The following is a 17,683-nucleotide window of genomic DNA, read 5'->3' as shown; positions in this document are numbered from 1 at the left end:
CGGAGTTCTGCAAGGATCGCCCTGTGGCGGGGGACTGGCGGGCTCTGAACCTGGCGAACTGGGAGGCGCGGGTGCCGGTGCATCTGGGTCTTGATGGCTACGATCTGGCCGGTTTCGCGGACCCCGAGTTCTTATCCACGGTGGTGCGCTTTGACCGACCCCGCCTCGGCGACATCACCGGTCTGGATGTCGTCCACCTGCAGTGCCACATCGGGACCGACACAGTGTCACTGGCACGGCTCGGCGCGCGTTCGGTGACCGGGCTGGATTTTTCTCCGTCCGCCGTTGCCGCCGCGACCGACCTGGCGCAGCGCATCGGCGTCGACGCCGCGTTCGTGGTGTCCGATATCTACGACGCCGCGGGGTTTCTCGGCACCGGCTGTTGCGACCTCGTCTACACCGGCATCGGCGCGCTGTGCTGGCTTCCCGACATCCGACAGTGGGCGACGGTGGTCGCCGACCTGCTGCGTCCCGGGGGCCGGGTGTTCCTGAGGGAGGGCCACCCCATGCTCGACACCCTCAGTGACGACCGTGACGACGATCTGCTGGTGGTGCACTATCCGTATTTCGAAACCGCTGGGACTCCGTTCTCGGACGACAGCACGTACGGCGGTCAGGGGTCGGTATCGGCGCCGCGGGGCGTCTCGTTCAATCACGGCATCGGCGAGGTCTTCACCGCCCTCACCGAAGCCGGCCTGACGGTCACCGCTCTCGATGAGCACCGCGAGGTGCCCTGGAAAGCGTTGGGCGACGCGATGATCGACAGTACCGAGTTCGACGGCGAGTACGTGCTGGCGCGCAATCCAGAGCGTCTGCCCCTCACCTACACGATTGCGGCACGCAAGAGTCAGGCCGGCTGAGCGGCGGCTCAGATCCCGCGTGGGGGACACTGTCACTACCCCTACTGGCGGGAGCTGTCCGTCGTCTGACATCTCCCCTAGCGTGCTGGGGGTGATCGACACTCAATACACAACTCACGAGCGGCTTTTCGACCTCAGCGGTAAGCGCGCGCTGGTCACCGGGGGCACCAGGGGCATCGGGATGATGATTGCCCGCGGGCTCCTGCAGGCGGGCGCGCGCGTCACCGTCAGCTCACGCGACGCCGCTGCGTGCGATCGGGCGCAGAAGCACCTTGCAGAATTCGGCGATGTCTCGGCCACTCCCGCCGACCTGTCGCAGCATCGGGAGTGCGTCCGCCTCGCAGACCTGGTCACCGACGGCTCCGAGAGCCTCGACATCCTGGTCAACAACGCAGGAGCCATGTGGGACGAACCGCTGGCCACCTTCCCGGATGTGGGCTGGGATTCCGTCCTCGACCTCAATCTGAAGGCGCCTTTCTGGCTGGTGCAGTCGCTGCTTCCGGCTCTGCGCCACGCAGGTACGGCCGACGATCCCGCTCGGGTCATCAATATCGGCAGCATCGCCGCCATCCACATCCCGAACCGGCCCAACTATTCGTACTCCAGCAGCAAAGCTGCACTGCATCAACTCACCCGCGTACTTGCCAAGGAGCTTGGTCCACAGCACATCACGGTGAACGCGGTGGCGCCGGGCCCGTTCCCATCGGCGATGATGGCCGCCACCCTCGACGAACTGGGTGACACGATCGCGGCGTCCGCCCCGCTGCGCAGGATCGGGCGCGACGACGACATGGCGGGCGTCGCGGTGTTTCTGGCCAGCCGGGCCGGGGCTTACGTCTCCGGCGCGATCGTGCCTGTCGACGGCGGTATCGCAACGACTGCCTGACGCGTGGGCCTATCGTGAGGAGATGACTGCCACGGTTGATCTGCGTACCGAGGTTCGCCAATTCCTCAGGTCGCGACGCGCCCGCATTGCACCTCAGGCAGCCGGGTTGCCGTCGCACACCGGCACCCGTCGGGTCGAGGGTCTGCGCCGCGAAGAAGTGGCGGTCCTGGCGGGGATCTCGATCGAGTACTACGTGCGCATCGAGCGCGGCAACATCGCCGGTACCTCGGAGCGGGTGCTGGACGCACTCGCCGCCGCGTTGCAGCTCGACGCTGCCGAGCGCGATCACCTGTTCGGTCTCGCGCGCCGCTCCGCAGCCGGAGGGCGCGACCACCCCACATCCTCGGCGAGTGTGCGTCCGGCGCTGCAGCACGTGCTCGACGCCATCACCGGTGCGCCGGCCTTGATCCGCAATGGGCGCCACGACGTCCTCGCCATGAATCACCTTGCTCGCGCGCTGTTTGCGCCGGTGCTGGCCGACGCCCGACGGCCCGCGAACGTGGCGCGCTTCGTCTATCTACACCCACGCGAAGCCGCGATGTTTTTCGTCGAGTACAACCAGGTGGCGCGCAACTGCGCGGCGGTTCTGCGCATGCAGACGGGCCGCCACCCCGATGATGACGAACTCCGCGCACTGGTGAACGAGCTCTACGCACAGAGCGAAGCGTTTCGGCAGCAGTGGGCGTCACAGGATGTGCGGCTACACGGTCACGGCAGCAAGCAGATCGACCATCCGGTCGTCGGTCGGCTCGATCTCGACTTCGAGTCTCTGGACCTCGCTACTGACCCCGATCTGCATGTCAACGTCTACACCGCGCCTGCTGGAAGTTCCACCTCCGACAAGTTGGTCCTGCTGGCGTCGTGGGCAGACGACCAGAGATGACTCCGAGCGATCCGTAACGGTCCCACGTGCGGAACCGGTCACTGTGGCATCAGCCGCTATCCGTCTGTGGACTGGCGACCAGGGTGGGGAACGTTGTTGTCATCGACGTGGGCGTTGTGATCGGTGTCGACGTCGTGGTGATCACGGGGACCATCGTTGGTTCCCCGAGGTTCCACTGCGTCGGCAGCATCACTGGGCATCGTCATCGCGGGATCCTCGTTCCAGGTGGCATGCGTGGTCGGTTCAGAGTGCCCAGCCGGCCCCGCGTCGAACCAGGATGGTCGCCACCCAGGGAATTCGCCGTCGCCGCGGTTCGTTGGTGGTCTCGTGAAAAGGATCGGCTTCCTGTCTTTCGGACACTGGTCGGACAGCCCGCACTCCCGGGTGCGCTCCGCGGGGGACGCGCTGCTGCAATCAGTGGAGTTGGCCGTGGCAGCAGAGGAGATGGGCGCAGACGGGGCCTATTTCCGCGTGCACCACTTCGCCAGACAACTTGCCTCGCCGTTCCCACTGCTTGCCGCGGCGGCTGCCCGTACCCACCGCATCGAGCTCGGTACGGGCGTCATCGACATGCGTTACGAGAACCCGCTGTACATGGCCGAGGATGCGGGAGCTGCGGACCTGATTTCGGGTGGCAGGCTCCAACTGGGCATCAGCCGCGGATCACCCGAGCAGGTGATCGGGGGTTACCGATACTTCGGTTACGAACCCGCCGAGGATGACGCCGACGGCGCCGAGATGGCGCGCGAACACACGCGGGTGTTCTTGGAGGTGCTGAAGGGGGAGGGTTTTGCGCAACCCAATCCGAGCCCCATGTTTCCCAATCCGCCCGGCCTGCTCAGGGTCGAGCCGCACTCGCCGGGGCTGCGCCAAAGGATCTGGTGGGGTGCGGGCACCCGCGCCACCGCTGAGTGGACAGCTCGGCACGGGATGAATCTGATGAGTTCGACGCTTCTCTCCGAAGACACGGGTGTGCCCTTCCATCAACTCCAAGCCGAGCAGATCCAGCGCTTCCGTGATAGTTGGAAGCAGGCGGGGCACGACCGCGAGCCGCGGGTCTCGGTGAGCCGCAGCATCTTCCCGATCGTCAACGACGTGGACAAGCAATTGTTCTGGCATAACCGCGACAGCACCGACCAGGTCGGTTTCCTCGACGGCGGTACAGCGCGCTTCGGCAAGACCTACGCGGGGGAGCCCGACAAGCTGGTCGCCGAACTCGCCGAGGATGAAGCCATCGCCGCGGCCGATACGCTGCTGCTGACTGTGCCCAATCAACTCGGGGTCGACTACAACGCCCACGTCGTCCACAGTGTGCTGACCCAGGTGGCACCGGAGTTGGGCTGGCGGTGAGATGGTGGAGCGATGCGAGCGCTTCAGATTGCGGTGACGGTGCTGGTGTTGACGGTGGGGTGCGCGGGTGGGCGAACACCCGCATCAGCATCAGCCCCCGCCTCGGTGGGCCCCGCAGCTCCAGATCCCGTGAGCTTTGCCATGCCGGACATCACCGGAATGTTCTGGGCTGAGGCCGAACAGGTGTTGGGCGCTGCAGGCTGGGCGGGTTCTGTGGTCAAAGAACCCGATGTCGCTGCTGGGGAGTACTCGGTAAACCAGATAGCGTTTCAGAGTCCAGCCCCTGGCCAACCTGTCGAGGCGACAACGAAGATCACCGTGCGCTTCGCCCAGTAGAGCGGCGACCTGCGTCTGGCACTCTCCACTCACTGCAGTCTTCTGTTCGCCCAGTGCCTCACGTCGGGCGCATCGCTGCCGCCCCGGTCCAAGGTCAGGACCTCAGAACAGCCGCGGCCGCCAGGATGACGGCTATGCCTGTCGTCTAGCAATGGGTGTCACTTTCGCTGTTGTGAGGCCTCCTCACGGACAACTCGGTACCCTTGTGCGACCAAGGCGGGCTCCGGAGGAACTCGGGCCTCGCCCCGCACACAGACTCGCTGGCAATGCCGCGTTGCCAGGCGGAGGAAGAGCGCAATGGATCGGCTGGTTCGAGCACTGACCGCTTCGGTTGATCCAGCGTCGTTGATGGTCCGCGTCGCAGAACAGGCGTGCGCATTCGTGGCAAGCGCGGACGGTGCAGCAATCAACCTGCTCCGCGGCACCGACAATGCCTACGTCACCGTGTCGGCAAGCGGCGTCCTCGCGCCGGCGATGGGCTACGTGATCGCCAAGGACGGCAGTCTGCAAGGCGTAGCCGCGCGGGAGCGACACCCAATTCTGATCCGGGATGCACGGGTTGACCGACGGCTCTCCGAGAGTGTTCGCGCGAGCAACAGGCAGTGGGGCACCCGCTCTTGGGCGATGATCCCGCTGGTGTACAACGACACGGTCATCGGGTCGCTGATGCTCGCCGCAGCAGGCCCTGAAGCGTTCACCGAGACCGATATCGAACCGATGGTTGCGGTCAGCAACTTCGTCTCGACGTTGATCGGCAGCCAGTTCGAGCTCTCGACGCTGCTGACCGACGTGATCACCGACGGCCCCGACCGCGGGCAGGGAGCTTTCACCGCTCGGTTCGTGGCATCGGTGATGATGCCCGAAGCTGTAGAGGCCGAGAGGCACCAGAATCGACTGGACTCGCTGCTCGATCACCCAGACATGCTGGGCGTGGCGTTTCAGCCCATTGTTCGGCTGGCAAGCCGCACTCCGATCGCGTACGAGGGATTGGCGCGGTTTCCCGCATCGATGGGATTGACCCCGGCGCAATGGTTCAGTACGGCACGCCGATTGGGTCGAGGCCTCGACCTGGAATGCGCCGCACTGCGTGCGGTCTCCGCCGCCGCTGCCGCCATCCCGGGCGATTACCCGGTTTCGGTCAACCTGAGCCCAACCGCTGTGCTGGAGCCGGCAATTCAGGATTTCCTGGTACGCCAGGATCGACAGTTGATTGTCGAGATCACCGAGCACGAACCGTTTCCCGAAGACCTCGGTACCGGGTTGACGGCGCTGAGAGAGCGGGGGATCGAAGTGGCAGTCGACGATGCCGGCGCGGGTTACGCCAGCTTCATCCAACTGCTGCGGCTCCGGCCTGACATCATCAAGATCGACGGCGAGTTGGTCGCAGGCATCGAGCGAGATCCGGCCAAGCGTGCGATAGCCACCGCTCTCACCTCCCTGGCAGCCGAGCTCGATGCGAAGTTGATCGCCGAGGCGGTGGAGACGGCCGACCAGCTCGAGACGCTGATTCGTCTGGGTATCGAATACGGCCAGGGCTTTCACCTCGGTCGGCCTCAGCCCTAGCAGGAAGCCGAAACCCTGTGTCAAGCACAGTGTTTCACCACGCCAACAATCCGTCCACGACGGTCAGTTTGCCATCGCAGAACGTCAGGTAGATGTTCGCGACGTCGTAGACCACCATCGGATCAACCGTCGGGTCCCGGCGCAGCACCAGCAGATCAGCCAGCTTCCCGGGTTCCACGCTGCAGATCAGATGTGACATCCCCACAGCCTGTGAGGCAGTCACGGTGGCGGCCGTGATCGCTTCCGCCGTGCTCATGCCGTACTCGACCAGGGCCCGGAACTCCAGCGCGCTGTACTCGCCGTAGGTGGTCAGGGGTTCGTAGACGGTGACCGCCGGCGCACTGAGCCTGCCCTTCGGAAACGTGCGGCGCCGTTCAGGTGGGGTCGAGAGCCAGGGTGTCACCGACATTGATGACTCCGGGTTCGAGCACCGATGCGTACACCCCGAACATGAGTCCACGGCCAAACTCCCCGAACCCGGGCCCCCGGACACGGTTGATGGTCTGCAGAACCTTCACCGTGCGGGAGAGATCCGTGGGGTTGTGCTCGGCCCCAACGCATCTCGGCACCGGACCACCGATCCGGATGAGGCAGCTGCCCACCCGTGCCGTCCGCTGTTCCCAATCATCTTCGACGAACGCAGAATCCACCTCTGCCAGCGTCAGCTGCATCCGGAAGCGGCGACGGTCCATCGGGGAGCCGTCGGCTTCGACGCCGAGCGCGGCCAACGAGGCCTCGGTCTGCAGGGTGAGCGGATAGGTGTCGTAGGCGCCGCCCGGTTCCACGCTACGCACCAGCGCCAGTGTCCGACCGGTCACCGAGGACGCCCACTCGTCCCACGGACCCGGCACGAACCGGCCACGTCGAGCGGAGCTCTCGAACTCGAACTCAGCGGTCCGGCCGTCGGCGGGAACGGACTCGTCGAAGATCTGGTCCGCGCCCCTGCCGATGCTCAGTCGGTTGGTCGATGGCGCATACTGCGACCAATACGGCAGCAGGCCCGAGTCGACATCCACCGAGTACAGCCGGCCGCTGGGTTCGACGAAGAAGAACTCGCGGTTACCGAGGACGCCGGTTTCGGTGACGGTGATGCGATCAGTGGTGACGACGGTGAAGCCTTTGACCGCGGTGACATCGAGATGCGCCACACGGCCCACAACACCGCGATCGGCCGTATCGGACTCCACTGTCCACCTACCTCACGAACGCTGGGTATCTGCCCAGCGAACACTAGCGCGTGGCGCGGGGCGAGCACTCCGCGGGCCGAGCCGAGCCGGGAGTGCACCACCGGCGTAACGCTCGACGCCCCGCGCCACACGACTCCACTCGTGACACAACAGACGTCACCAGGATGACAAGGAGAGGGATCCGTGACCACCGGGGCGGCAGAGGCCGCACAATCATTGCTGCTGCAGGAACTCAGGGCAGAGCAGATCCTGACAGGAAAGGACTTCGACGAACGACGGCGGGTGGTGAACGCCGCCGTGGACCGGGTCCCGGCAATGATCGTGCGGCCCGAGTCGGTCGATGATGTCGCCACGGCCGTGCGCATTGCACGACGCTGCAACCTGCCGATCTCGGTGCGCGGTGGGGGTCACGACTGGAGCGGACGGGCCATCCGGAGCTCGGGTCTGGTCGTGGACATGGGTGGGATGTGTTCGGTGGACATCGAGGGCGACGTTGCCCTCGTGGCCGGTGGCGCGACCAGCGACCACGTGCTTGCCGCGGCGCGTGAACACGGCCTGTCAGCGGCACTGGGAACTGTGGGAACGGTGGGGGTGGTCGGACTCATCCTCGGCGGCGGCTACAGCACCTTGCTCGGCGTCACCGGTCTCGGCGTGGACAACTTGCTGTCAGCGGAAGTCGTGCTCGCGGATGGATCTGTCGTGGTGGCCGACGCCGATCACGAAGCGGAACTGTTCTGGGCTCTGCGCGGCGGCGGAGGCAACTTCGGCGTGGTGACCAGTATCAGGATCAGACTGCACGCCATCGCCGATGTGTACGCCGGCACCGTCGCATTCAGCCGAGCAGAAGCACAGCAGGTGTTACTCAATCTGCGAGTCCTGCACGACACCCTCGACGACGCACTCGATGTCATGTTCGGTGCCATACACACCGGCGATGCGCCAGTGCTGTTCACCAGTCCGGTGTGGGCGGGACCGGCCGACGAGGGACCAGCTCAGATCAACCGCGTCCGATCCCTGGGCACACCGGTATCCCTTGATGTCGCGCGGCATTCCGTCGCCGACCTCGTGCAGTCGAACAACGCGTCGTTTCCCCCTGGGCTCAACTATCACGTTGGAACGAGAATCATCTCGGGTATCACAGAGGATTTCATCGATGCGTTCCTGGCCTGTTGGGACAATATGCCGCAAGGATGCGTTCTGAACGTGCATCACGTCCATGGCGCTGCAACCCGCGTGCCCGCAGACGCAACCGCACACGCCTATCGGAACCCGCACCTGGTTGTGGAAATCCTCGGGACATGGCAGCAGGGCGACGGCACTGCTGAACGTGCCTGGGTGCACGCGAGCGAACGTCGCCTCGACGACGTCGCCGAACCCGGCGGATGGACCAATCTCATGGCTCCTGACGATCCCCGCGCCGAGGACGCTTACGGCGGAAACCGGGAACGGCTGGTGGCGGCCAAACGTCAGTACGATCCGGAGAGTGTCTTCATGGCCAGCGGTCTGCCGCACTAGCTCCCCTCAGCCAGGTCAGGATGCTCAGTGCAGCGCCGGCCACAGCCACCGCCGCCACGGCGCTCAACGCCAATCGCATCGACACCGCCGACAGGCCACCAACGACGGCAGGGCCGATCGAGCCGCCGCCATAGAGCATGAAGCTGAACAACCCCGCCGCGACGGCACGATCCCCGGGCGCGACCAGGTTACGCACATGACCTATCAGGATGACCTGCGCGGCGGCAAACCCGATGGCGGTCATGGCGACGGCGCCGGCCACGATCGCCGGCAGCGGTAGCCAACCGGCCAGCGTGGCCGCTGTCGCCGTCAACGTCCCCAGCAGGGCCGTGGTCTGCCACAGCGGTTGTCGGCGGCGCCACAGCGCCGCGAGAACCGGCCCGGTCACCACCCCGCACACAGCGGCGGGCAGCAGGACAAGGCCGGTCTTCATCGGCGAATCCTGTTGTTGTGACAGCAGTTCCGGTGCCGCGCTCAGCACTCCGTAGTAGCCGGCGAACAGCGTCAGGCCCACGACACCCCCGGCGAGCAGCCCTGGCGCGGTGATGACCCCACGCGGCACGAAACCTTGCGGACAGAGCCTCACATGATTCACCAAGGCCCCGGCCGTGCCGATTGTCGCCCCGACCATCACGAGCAGAACCGGCAGGGGCAGAGCAGCGGATGTGACGTGCAACAGCGCGATGATCAGCGCAGCCAGCGCCGACAGCAGCATCGCTCCGGTGAGGTCGAGGTGCCGGCGGCGGTCGGCGCCGCCAGGAATGAGGTGCAGTGCCGGAACAAGCATCAGCAACGCCAGCGCGGGCACCGCCATCGTTGCGCGCCAACCCCAGAACTGGGTCAGCAATCCGCCGACCAGGGTGCCACTGCCCGACGCCGTGGCCTGACACACCGCGACGGCCGCCAGTGCGCTGACTCGGCCCCGTCGATCCAGGGTCTGATCGATGCACGCGTAGACGCAGATCACCATGCCTCCTGCGCCGAATCCGCCGAGAGTCCGGCCGATCACGACGACGGCAAGCACCGGCGCGGTGGCGGCCAGGATCGAACCGGCCGACAGGGCCGCCACCGAGAACGCAAGCGTCAGACGCAGCCCCCACCGCTGCGCGAGGCGTCCGATCAACGGCATCGCCACTGCGGAGCCCAGCGACCACACCGAGATGATCCACTCGGTGGCGGCAAAAGACACCCCCAGGGCCGACGATACCGAAGGCAGCGCCACCGATGGAGCACCGATGGCGACGGAGACGGGAGCGACCAACGCGCCCAACACGATTCCGCTTCGCCGCGCCGACGCTGCCGGGTTCGGCGGCTCCGGCATCAGAGATGCTTGTTCTGAAGCCAGGTACGGATGGCCTGAACGTGCTCCGCCTTGCGCTCCAAGGGCAGCCAGTGGCCAGCGGGCATGGACACCTCGGTGAGGTCGGCGCAACTCGCGCGCATCGGGTCACCCTGACGGTTTCCGGTGATGCTGCAGATCTGGTCGAAGTCGCCGTTGACGAACAACACCGGCTGCGCCAGCCGACCGCCATCGGGAGCCTCGTTGGCGTAGGCGAGATTTGCGCCGTCGTTCAGGTACCAGGCGCAGCTCGGGCGAAAGCCGTGCGTGTGGAACGCCTTCACCAGCAGGTCGAAATCCGCAGGCGGCCAGAGGTTCGGGTCGGGCTCAGTGGGCGGGGCCTGATGGGTCGATCCGAAGCGGCCGCCGTTGCGAGACACCAGCGCGTTCGGGGATACCTTGCCGACGCCTCCAGGGTCACCTGGCCGAAAGACCGACGCCAACGACGACCTCGGGTCGGCATCGAGATCCGCGACCGCGGACTCGAAATGTGTTGTGTAATAGCGGTAGTAATCCCACTGACCATCCGGGTACTCGCTGGTCGGGTAGATCGTCCGGTCGACCAGCGGCAGGAGGGTACGCATGGCGTGTCCGTCGGGTTGGTAGGCCAGCGAGGTCAGCACCACCCCCCGGCTGCGATCGGGATGGTGGGCAGCGAGTTCGGCGACCACAACGCTTCCCCAGTCGTGGCCCACCCAGATCGCCGGTTGGCCGCCGAGGTGGTCATGCAGCTCGGCCATGTCCGTCACGGCCGCCTCGATGGTGTAGGCGTCGTTGGCTGCCGGGGCAAAGGACTGGCCGTAACCGCGCAGATCGGGGGCGACGCAACGCCAACCGTCAGTTGCGAACGCGTCCATCTGGGCGCGCCACATCAGGCCGATGCTGGGCCAGCCATGGACGAAGATCATCAGCGGTCCGTCGGCCGCGCCGCTTTCCAGGTAGTGGGTGGTTTGTCGAGGCGTACTGAAGGTATGCGATACCAACGGCGATGGTGATGCACAGGACATGCAGCCTCCCTTCGAAAGCAATTTTCTTTGCTTTTTACCGTACGGCACGCAGCCGGGAAAAAGCAAAGTTCTTTGCGTAGACTCATGGGGTGCGCAATGACGAAGGCCCGAGCCGCCCCAACGGGCGTGCCAACCGGGTATTGACCGCGATCTACACGTCAGTGGGTGAGCTCGTGGGGGAGGGGGCTTCCAAGATCAGCTTTCCGGTCATTGCGGAACGAGCCGGGGTGAACCCGACGACGCTGTATCGACGCTGGGCCGACGTGAACGGGCTCCTCGAGGAAGTCGCCGTTGCGGCCCTCACTCGGGACGGCGAATCGGTTCCCGATACGGGATCGTTGGAGGAGGACCTCACGCAGTGGGCGATGATCATCGCAGCGGACATCGCGCGCCCCGAGCGGACCCGCTATCTCCGGGCAATGGTGTCGGCACGCGCCGAGATCATCGCGAGCTGCCCGGTCATGAACACGCGCCAGGAGCAGGCGTCAGAGATGGTTCGACGGGCCAGCGAACGGGGAGAGCCAACTCCCACGGTCCTGCAGATCCTTGATCACGTCATCGCACCGCTTTACCACCACGTGGCCTTCGCCCTGGAGGTCGACGGCGAGTACGCCCGACGACTGGTGCGCGACGTGCTGGCCATGGTGCGCTGAGCGTCCATCACGTGCGGTCGTGGAGGGTGACCTGGTAGCCGTCGGGGTCGGCAAAGGTGAATGTCCGACCGAAAGGACCATCGATCGGCGCAGAGACGATGGTGTGACCGTCGGAGACAAGAGCATCGTGGATGGCCTGGACGTCGTTGGCGTGCAGCCAGATCCCGGCACCGATGCCCGGCTGCGCGACGGATGCCAGATCCGTGCCCGGAATGACACTGCGTAATGCGAACGCGATTGGCTTCGTGTCGAAGACAACGGCGTGCGGCGGTCCGGCCGGTGATCGAACCAGCCCGAGGTATCGCTCGTAGAACGCCTGCGACGCACTGAGGTTGCGCGCCTGCAGGGAGATGAAGTCTGGGCCGGTGACAGGCATGTAGACGCTCCTCCGTATCCATGTCAGTTTTCTGACATACAGTAAGCTATGTCAGAATACTGACATGAGTCAAGACGGCGCTGGCATCAACCTGGATTCGTCACTCGGATACCTACTGAAAGAGGCGTCGAGCGCGCTGCGTGCAGCCATGGAGGAGGTGCTTCGCCCGCTCGGGATGAGCGTGACGCATTACTCGTGCCTCGAGCTGTTGGCTCAGCGACCGGGCCTGTCGAATTCCGAGCTCGCACGGGGTGCGTTCGTCACTCGGCAGTCGATGAATGTGTTGCTGCAGGCCCTTGAGCGAGAGGGCTACGTGACCAGGCCGGCGGAAGCGGCTGTGGGGAAGGTTCTTCCGGCACAGCTCACACCTCGCGGCCGACGGAGCCTGGCCAAGGCGACGGTTGCGGTCCGATCCGTTGAAACCCGAATGCTGGCCGGCATGACCGAGGCCGAGCAGCTGACCGCGTTCCGGATGCTACAGAAGATGATCCGTTCCCTGCATGAGAACGTGGACCGGACCTAGCCGGCCTGCACGCCGAGGTTGCCGCCGCAGTGATTGCCACAGCGATCACGGCCCGCAGACCACACACGCGTTATACCGTGGGTCGCGACGCCGAACTGCTGTCGCTGGCGCGGCTACTGCCCGACTGCGTATTCGACCGCATCTTGGCCACCGCTCTACGACCTTATCTATCGCACTGAGACGGCTGGGCTCAGAGCGACTCGATCGCGGCCCGCAGTTTGGCGGCGGCCTCGTCGGCGACCTCGCGCAGCCCTGGTTGATCCGACACCTGGACCATGATCTGCGGGTCCATCGCGTCGACGATCACCGTGTCACCGCCGCCCGAGGTGTCGGCGCGGACGGCGACGTTGCACGGCAGCAACAGTCCGATCTGGCGGTCGGCGTTGACCGCACGGTGCGCCAGCGGCGGGTTGCATGCGCCGAGGATCACATAGTCCTCCATGTCCTCACCGAGTTTTGCTTTCAGGGTGGCTTTCATGTCGATTTCGGTGAGCACACCGAAACCCTGTTCCGCCAATGCTTTCCGGGTGCGCTCCACCGCGTCCTCGAACGTTGTGTGCAGCGTCGTCGACAATGCGTAACTCATGATGCTCCGATCTGTTGGTGTCAGGCCAGCGCCAGGAACAGCTTCTCCAGCTCGGCTTCGGTCATCGGCTGTTTGCCGTCTGCTGCTTCGCCCGTCATGCACTCGCGCATCCCGGTCGCCACGATCTTGAAACCGGCACGGTCCAAGGCCCGCGACACCGCGGCCAGTTGGGTGACCACGTCTTTGCACTCGCGGCCCTGCTCGATCATCGAGATCACTCCGGCGAGCTGACCCTGCGCCCTGCGCAGCCTGTTGAGCACCGCAGCGATCGCATCTTCGTCGCCAACCATGGCATATCTCCCTTCAACGGACGTTACAGCGATGGTACCCGCGGGGGTATTCCCCGGCAGTCACGCCGGTGCACCCCGGGTGGCCCCGGCGCCGGTGAGGCGGCGAAGAGGGCAGTGAGCGTACCTGTTGCAGGCGAACGTCATCAGTGCGGCGATCGCGGTGAGCGATGCCGCGGCAATCCCGACACCGAGATGGATCTCCTGGGCCAGGATGACCGACGACATCGCCAGCACGAACCAACCGAACGCCTTGCGCAGCGCATCGGGGTTGACCATCGCGGTCAACCGCGCCCCGATCAGCGCACCCACCACAGCGGCGGCCGTCACGGCCAGCGCCACCGACCAGTCGATCTGCACGCTGGACAGATATCCGCCCAGGCCCGCGAACGACTTCATCGCGATCACGATCAGCGAGGTGCCGACCGCAACCGGCATCGGCAGACCGCCGAGCAGCGCGAGGGCGGGCACCACGAGGAAGCCCCCACCGGCGCCGACCAGGCCGGTGACCAGCCCGACCGCCAAGCCCTCGGCCAGGATCTTGGGAACGGGCAGCCGCTGGGAATCGTGCGCCTGCTGGACGTTCTTTCGCCCCCGCAGCATCGCAACGGCGGTGGCGATCATCATCAGCGCGAAGCCGATGAGCAGCACGGTGCCCGGGATGAAGCGGGCCAGCAGCCCACCGGCATAGGCGCCGGCCATGCCCGCAGCACCGAAGATCAGACCGGTGCGCCACTGCACTCGGCCGGCACGGGCGTGGGAGACGGCGCCGATCGCGCTGGTGACGCCGACGACCAGCAGTGAGGTGGCGATGGCCTGTTTGGCGTCCATGCCGGCCACGTATGCCAGCAGGGGCACGGTCAGGATCGACCCGCCGCCGCCGAGCAGTCCCAGTGCGATGCCGACGAAGACAGCCAGGCCGATGGCCAGCGCGGTCATGACACGCTGCCGTCAACCAGCTGGGACACCACGCTCTGGGCGTCGCAGGAGGCGCCGCGGTTGTAGGGCAGCTTCGACAGCAGCGTGCCCATCGCGCAGGTGTTGGACAGGGCCGCGAACGTCAGTCCGCCGCCGACCGCGCCCGCCACCCACTTGAGTCTCGGCGCGGCGATGCTGGCCAGGATGCTCGACAGCACAAGTGAGCCCGCCACCAGGCGGACCTGCCGCTCCAGGTCCCAGCGCGCGGCGCCGCGGTTGACCGCAAATCCCTTGGTCTGCCATGCCGATATCCCGCCTTCGAGGATGTGCACGTTCGACAGGCCGGCGGCGCGCAGGGTCTCCTCGGCTTGCGTGGCACGCTGGCCGGAGCGGCAGACCAGGACGACGTCCTCGTCGAGGTGCTTGACGATCTCGTCGCGGTGCTCACGCAGCAGGTCCAGCGGCACGTTGTAGGCGCCGGCGATGTGGGCGCTCTCGAACTCGCCGGGTGTGCGCACGTCGAGCACCCGGGGTGGGGTGGCCGAATCGAGCAGCCGGCTCAGGTCGTGGGAATCGATGGTGATGGGCGCGGTCATTGTCGTGTCCTTTCCGCGGAATGGTGTGGATGGGTAGATACCAGTGGGGGTATGCCGACAGTCATGATATGCATACCCCAGGGGGTACGAGCAAGGGGGAACTTTTATACCCCCTAGGGTACTTGACATACCCATAGGGGTATCGGCACTCTGGACTCAGAAGGCCAGCCACCTACCGAATGAGAGGACCACCGCCATGAAGTTCATCCAGTACTACTTGGACTGCCTGTCCCATGCGTCGTATCTGATCGCCGACGAAACCACCCGGCGCGCAGTCGTTGTCGACCCGCAGCGAGACGTTGCCGAGTACCTGCGCGATGCCGAAGAGCTCGGCTACAGGATCGAGCTCGTCATCGAGACGCACTTCCATGCCGACTTTCTGTCCGGCCACCTGGAGCTGGCGAAGGCAACCGGCGCCAAGATCGTGTACTCCTCGGTCGCCGAGACCGAATTCGACTCGATGGGTGTGGCAGACGGCCAGCGGTATTCGCTGGGCGACGTGACGCTGGAGTTCCTGCACACCCCCGGTCACACGCCGGAGTCGCTGAGCATCGTGGTCTACGAACACGCCGGCGACGAGATTCCCTACGGGGTGCTGACCGGTGATGCGCTGTTCATCGGCGACGTCGGCCGGCCCGACCTGCTGGCGTCGATCGGATTCACTCGCGAGGAATTGGCCGAGAAGCTCTACGACTCGCTGCACAACAAGCTGATGACGCTGCCGGACGCCACCCGGGTTTACCCGGCCCACGGTGCGGGCTCGGCCTGCGGCAAGAATCTGTCGACCGATCTGTGGTCGACGATGGGGGAGCAGAAGGCGACCAACTACGCGCTGCGCGCGCCGGACAAGGACACCTTCATGGCGCTGGTCACCGAGGGCCAGCCGCCGGCGCCCAGCTACTTCGTCTACGACGCGATTCTCAATCGCAAAGCCCGGGAACTGCTCGACGAGACCAAGATGCCGGCCGCGATGACCTACCAGCAGGTGCGTGACGCGATGGCCGGCGGCGCGATCCTGGTCGACGGACGTGGACCCGAGGAATTCGCCATGGGCCACCTGCGCGGCGCGGTCAACATCGGGTTGGAGGGCCGCTACGCCGAGTTCGCCGGTTCGGTAGTCCCCACCGATGTCGACATCGTGCTGTTCACCGAACCGGGTCAGGAGCTGGAAGCCAAAACCCGCCTCGCCCGCATCGGATTCGACCGGGTCATCGGCTATCTGGACAGCCCGTTCGAGGTGATGTTCGCGCATCAGGACGACGTTCAGATGGCGTCTCGGCTGACGGCCAGGGCGTTCGATCAACGTGCCACCGAACTGGCCGACCTGCAGGTCGTCGACGTGCGCAACCCGGGTGAGGTTGCCGCCGGAACCATTCCGAACGCGATTGCCATCCCGGTGGGCCAGCTGCCCGCCCGGGTGGGCGAGTTGGACCCGGCCAGGCCGACCGTCGTGTACTGCGCCGGCGGCTACCGTTCCTCGGTGGCGGCAAGCCTGTTGCGCCGCAACGGTTTCACTGACGTGAGTGACATCCTGGGCGGCTTCGGCGCCTGGGAGGAATCACACCAGAACGTGTGAGCGACAGAGAGAACCATGATCACCGACAAGCACCAGATCGTCATCGTCGGCGGTGGCACCGCCGGAATCTCGGTGGCGGCCCGCCTGCTGCGTAGAGGTCACTCCGATGTGGCCGTCATCGAACCGTCCGAGGTGCACTACTACCAACCGCTGTGGACGCTGGTCGGCGGGGGACAGGCGAAAGCGTCGACGACCGCGCGTCCCGAGGCTTCGGTGATGCCGGCGGGCGCCACCTGGATCAAGAATGCCGCAGCGACGGTCGACCCCGACGCCAACACGGTCACCTGCGCCGACGGAGCGGCCTACGAGTACGACGTGCTCGTGGTCTGCCCCGGCATCCAGCTGGACTGGAACCGCACCGAAGGGCTGGCAGACGCTCTCGGCACGGACGGGGTGTCGTCGAACTACCGGTTCGACCTGGCTCCGCGAACCTGGGAGTTCATCCGTGGTCTGCGTTCGGGCACAGCGGTGTTCGCGATGCCGTCGGGCCCGATCAAGTGCGCCGGGGCGCCGCAGAAGATCGCCTACCTGGCCAGCGACTACTGGCGCAAACAGGGCGTGCTCTCCGACATCGATGTACATCTGGTGGTACCGACACCGCGATTGTTCGGCATCCCGGCGATCGCTGACACACTTGACACGATCGCTGCGGACTACGGCATCACCGTGCATACCAACGCGGAAGTGACCTCGATCGATGCGGCCGCGCACAAGGCGGGCGTCACCCACACCGGGGAGGGTGGGGCCCAGACGCTGCTGCCCTACGACGTCCTCCACACCGTCCCACGTCAGTCGGCACCGGACTGGATCAAGTCCAGCCCGCTGTCGACCGGCGATGCCGGGGGGTACGTCGAGATCAACAAACACACGATGCAGCACGTTCGGTATCCCAACGTGTTCAGCCTCGGCGATGCCGGATCGTCCCCGAACTCCAAGACCGGGGCCGCGATACGCAAGCAGGCGCCGGTGGTCGTCGAGAACATCGACTCCCTGTTGAAGGGCCGTCCGCCGGCCGCCTCCTACAACGGCTACGGGTCATGTCCGGTCGTGACGTCCTCGCAAGCGATGCTACTGGCGGAATTCGACTACGACCTCAACATCACCCCGTCGCTACCGCTGCTGGACCCGACCAAGCCGCACCGCGGCTACTGGTATCTGAAGAAGTACGGGTTGCCGTTCATGTACTGGAACCTGATGCTGAAAGGACTGGCCTGAGATCGTCACCAAGAACCTGACCTCGGG

Annotated in this window: 21 protein-coding genes; 11 read left to right on the top strand and 10 right to left on the bottom strand. The window is 65.7% G+C overall.

The genetic code is table 11. From position 1 onward, the window contains the following. Positions 1 to 23: 23 nt before the first annotated feature. The 6 genes from G6N58_RS23230 (at position 24) to G6N58_RS23205 (ending at position 5,878) form a co-directional block, all read left to right on the top strand. Positions 24 to 860 (top strand): class I SAM-dependent methyltransferase, encoded by an 837-nt coding sequence (locus G6N58_RS23230; protein WP_115277119.1) that lies wholly within the window; start codon positions 24 to 26, stop codon positions 858 to 860. A 91-nt stretch (positions 861 to 951) separates the two neighbouring features. Continuing rightward, on the top strand, positions 952 to 1,746 hold the full coding sequence (locus G6N58_RS23225) for an SDR family oxidoreductase (RefSeq protein WP_115281324.1): 795 nt from the start codon (positions 952 to 954) through the stop codon (positions 1,744 to 1,746). Positions 1,747 to 1,768: 22 nt separating this feature from the next. Continuing rightward, entirely contained in the window at positions 1,769 to 2,629 is an 861-nt protein-coding gene (locus G6N58_RS23220) for an MmyB family transcriptional regulator (RefSeq protein WP_115277120.1), read from the top strand. Positions 2,630 to 2,956: 327 nt separating this feature from the next. Next, entirely contained in the window at positions 2,957 to 3,979 is a 1,023-nt protein-coding gene (locus tag G6N58_RS23215) for an LLM class flavin-dependent oxidoreductase (RefSeq protein ID WP_115277121.1), read from the top strand. Between the two features lie 129 nt (positions 3,980 to 4,108). Then, complete coding sequence (locus tag G6N58_RS23210; RefSeq protein WP_163908352.1) at positions 4,109 to 4,315, top strand: PASTA domain-containing protein; 207 nt, start codon at positions 4,109 to 4,111, stop codon at positions 4,313 to 4,315. A gap of 297 nt (positions 4,316 to 4,612) precedes the next feature. Beyond that, positions 4,613 to 5,878 carry a sensor domain-containing phosphodiesterase gene (locus G6N58_RS23205; protein ID WP_115277123.1) on the top strand — a complete coding sequence of 422 codons (1,266 nt, stop codon included), beginning with the start codon at positions 4,613 to 4,615 and terminating at the stop codon, positions 5,876 to 5,878. A 34-nt stretch (positions 5,879 to 5,912) separates the two neighbouring features. On the opposite strand, the gene G6N58_RS23200 is transcribed toward G6N58_RS23205, so the two are convergent. The 3 genes from G6N58_RS23200 to G6N58_RS30895 all read right to left on the bottom strand — a co-directional run bounded on the left by G6N58_RS23200 (position 5,913) and on the right by G6N58_RS30895 (position 7,476). Continuing rightward, on the bottom strand, positions 5,913 to 6,287 hold the full coding sequence (locus tag G6N58_RS23200; RefSeq protein WP_115277124.1) for an amidohydrolase family protein: 375 nt from the start codon (positions 6,285 to 6,287) through the stop codon (positions 5,913 to 5,915). Then, positions 6,253 to 7,065: an MOSC domain-containing protein gene (locus G6N58_RS23195; RefSeq protein WP_115277125.1), complete on the bottom strand. Its 813-nt coding sequence runs from the start codon at positions 7,063 to 7,065 to the stop codon at positions 6,253 to 6,255. Before G6N58_RS23195 ends, G6N58_RS23200 begins: the two co-directional genes overlap by 35 nt. A 213-nt stretch (positions 7,066 to 7,278) precedes the next feature. Then, entirely contained in the window at positions 7,279 to 7,476 is a 198-nt protein-coding gene (locus G6N58_RS30895; protein ID WP_147289278.1) for a hypothetical protein, read from the bottom strand. Here G6N58_RS30895 and G6N58_RS23190 point away from each other — a divergent pair. Continuing rightward, the gene (locus G6N58_RS23190) at positions 7,381 to 8,580 is read left to right on the top strand and encodes an FAD-binding oxidoreductase (protein WP_147289443.1); all 1,200 of its coding nucleotides are present in this window, start codon (positions 7,381 to 7,383) and stop codon (positions 8,578 to 8,580) included. The genes G6N58_RS30895 and G6N58_RS23190 overlap by 96 nt on opposite strands. Here G6N58_RS23190 and G6N58_RS23185 read toward each other — a convergent pair. Together G6N58_RS23185 and G6N58_RS23180 are read right to left on the bottom strand one after the other, a co-directional pair. Continuing rightward, positions 8,555 to 9,901 (bottom strand): MFS transporter, encoded by a 1,347-nt coding sequence (locus G6N58_RS23185; RefSeq protein ID WP_163908348.1) that lies wholly within the window; start codon positions 9,899 to 9,901, stop codon positions 8,555 to 8,557. The genes G6N58_RS23190 and G6N58_RS23185 overlap by 26 nt on opposite strands. Then, the gene (locus G6N58_RS23180) at positions 9,901 to 10,992 is read right to left on the bottom strand and encodes an alpha/beta hydrolase (protein ID WP_197746441.1); all 1,092 of its coding nucleotides are present in this window, start codon (positions 10,990 to 10,992) and stop codon (positions 9,901 to 9,903) included. Before G6N58_RS23180 ends, G6N58_RS23185 begins: the two co-directional genes overlap by 1 nt. A 23-nt stretch (positions 10,993 to 11,015) precedes the next feature. On the opposite strand from G6N58_RS23180, the gene G6N58_RS23175 reads away from it, so the two are divergent. Beyond that, positions 11,016 to 11,579 (top strand): TetR/AcrR family transcriptional regulator, encoded by a 564-nt coding sequence (locus tag G6N58_RS23175; RefSeq protein ID WP_197746440.1) that lies wholly within the window; start codon positions 11,016 to 11,018, stop codon positions 11,577 to 11,579. A gap of 7 nt (positions 11,580 to 11,586) precedes the next feature. On the opposite strand, the gene G6N58_RS23170 is transcribed toward G6N58_RS23175, so the two are convergent. Next, complete coding sequence (locus tag G6N58_RS23170; protein ID WP_115277128.1) at positions 11,587 to 11,955, bottom strand: VOC family protein; 369 nt, start codon at positions 11,953 to 11,955, stop codon at positions 11,587 to 11,589. Between the two features lie 64 nt (positions 11,956 to 12,019). Here G6N58_RS23170 and G6N58_RS23165 point away from each other — a divergent pair, with 64 nt between their 5' ends. Continuing rightward, positions 12,020 to 12,478 carry a MarR family winged helix-turn-helix transcriptional regulator gene (locus tag G6N58_RS23165; protein WP_115277129.1) on the top strand — a complete coding sequence of 153 codons (459 nt, stop codon included), beginning with the start codon at positions 12,020 to 12,022 and terminating at the stop codon, positions 12,476 to 12,478. A gap of 190 nt (positions 12,479 to 12,668) precedes the next feature. On the opposite strand, the gene G6N58_RS23160 is transcribed toward G6N58_RS23165, so the two are convergent. Genes G6N58_RS23160 through G6N58_RS23145 form a run of 4 tightly spaced genes read right to left on the bottom strand, consistent with a single transcriptional unit; the run spans position 12,669 to position 14,865 of the window. Further along, positions 12,669 to 13,064: a DUF302 domain-containing protein gene (locus tag G6N58_RS23160; protein ID WP_115277130.1), complete on the bottom strand. Its 396-nt coding sequence runs from the start codon at positions 13,062 to 13,064 to the stop codon at positions 12,669 to 12,671. 20 nt (positions 13,065 to 13,084) lie between these two features. Beyond that, positions 13,085 to 13,354: a metal-sensitive transcriptional regulator gene (locus G6N58_RS23155; RefSeq protein ID WP_068916848.1), complete on the bottom strand. Its 270-nt coding sequence runs from the start codon at positions 13,352 to 13,354 to the stop codon at positions 13,085 to 13,087. Between the two features lie 60 nt (positions 13,355 to 13,414). Further along, entirely contained in the window at positions 13,415 to 14,290 is an 876-nt protein-coding gene (locus G6N58_RS23150) for a sulfite exporter TauE/SafE family protein (RefSeq protein WP_115277131.1), read from the bottom strand. Then, entirely contained in the window at positions 14,287 to 14,865 is a 579-nt protein-coding gene (locus tag G6N58_RS23145; protein ID WP_115277132.1) for a rhodanese-like domain-containing protein, read from the bottom strand. Before G6N58_RS23145 ends, G6N58_RS23150 begins: the two co-directional genes overlap by 4 nt. A 196-nt stretch (positions 14,866 to 15,061) precedes the next feature. On the opposite strand from G6N58_RS23145, the gene G6N58_RS23140 reads away from it, so the two are divergent. Both G6N58_RS23140 and G6N58_RS23135 read left to right on the top strand, forming a co-directional pair. Continuing rightward, positions 15,062 to 16,441, top strand: coding sequence for an MBL fold metallo-hydrolase (locus G6N58_RS23140; RefSeq protein WP_115277133.1), 1,380 nt, complete (start codon positions 15,062 to 15,064; stop codon positions 16,439 to 16,441). A gap of 15 nt (positions 16,442 to 16,456) precedes the next feature. Then, positions 16,457 to 17,656 carry an NAD(P)/FAD-dependent oxidoreductase gene (locus G6N58_RS23135; protein ID WP_115277134.1) on the top strand — a complete coding sequence of 400 codons (1,200 nt, stop codon included), beginning with the start codon at positions 16,457 to 16,459 and terminating at the stop codon, positions 17,654 to 17,656. Positions 17,657 to 17,683: the final 27 nt, after the last annotated feature.

Source organism: Mycolicibacterium tokaiense, from assembly GCF_010725885.1.
GTDB lineage: Bacteria > Actinomycetota > Actinomycetes > Mycobacteriales > Mycobacteriaceae > Mycobacterium > Mycobacterium tokaiense.
Note: the sequence above shows the minus strand (reverse complement) of the source record. Positions and strands in the feature narration are given on the sequence as shown.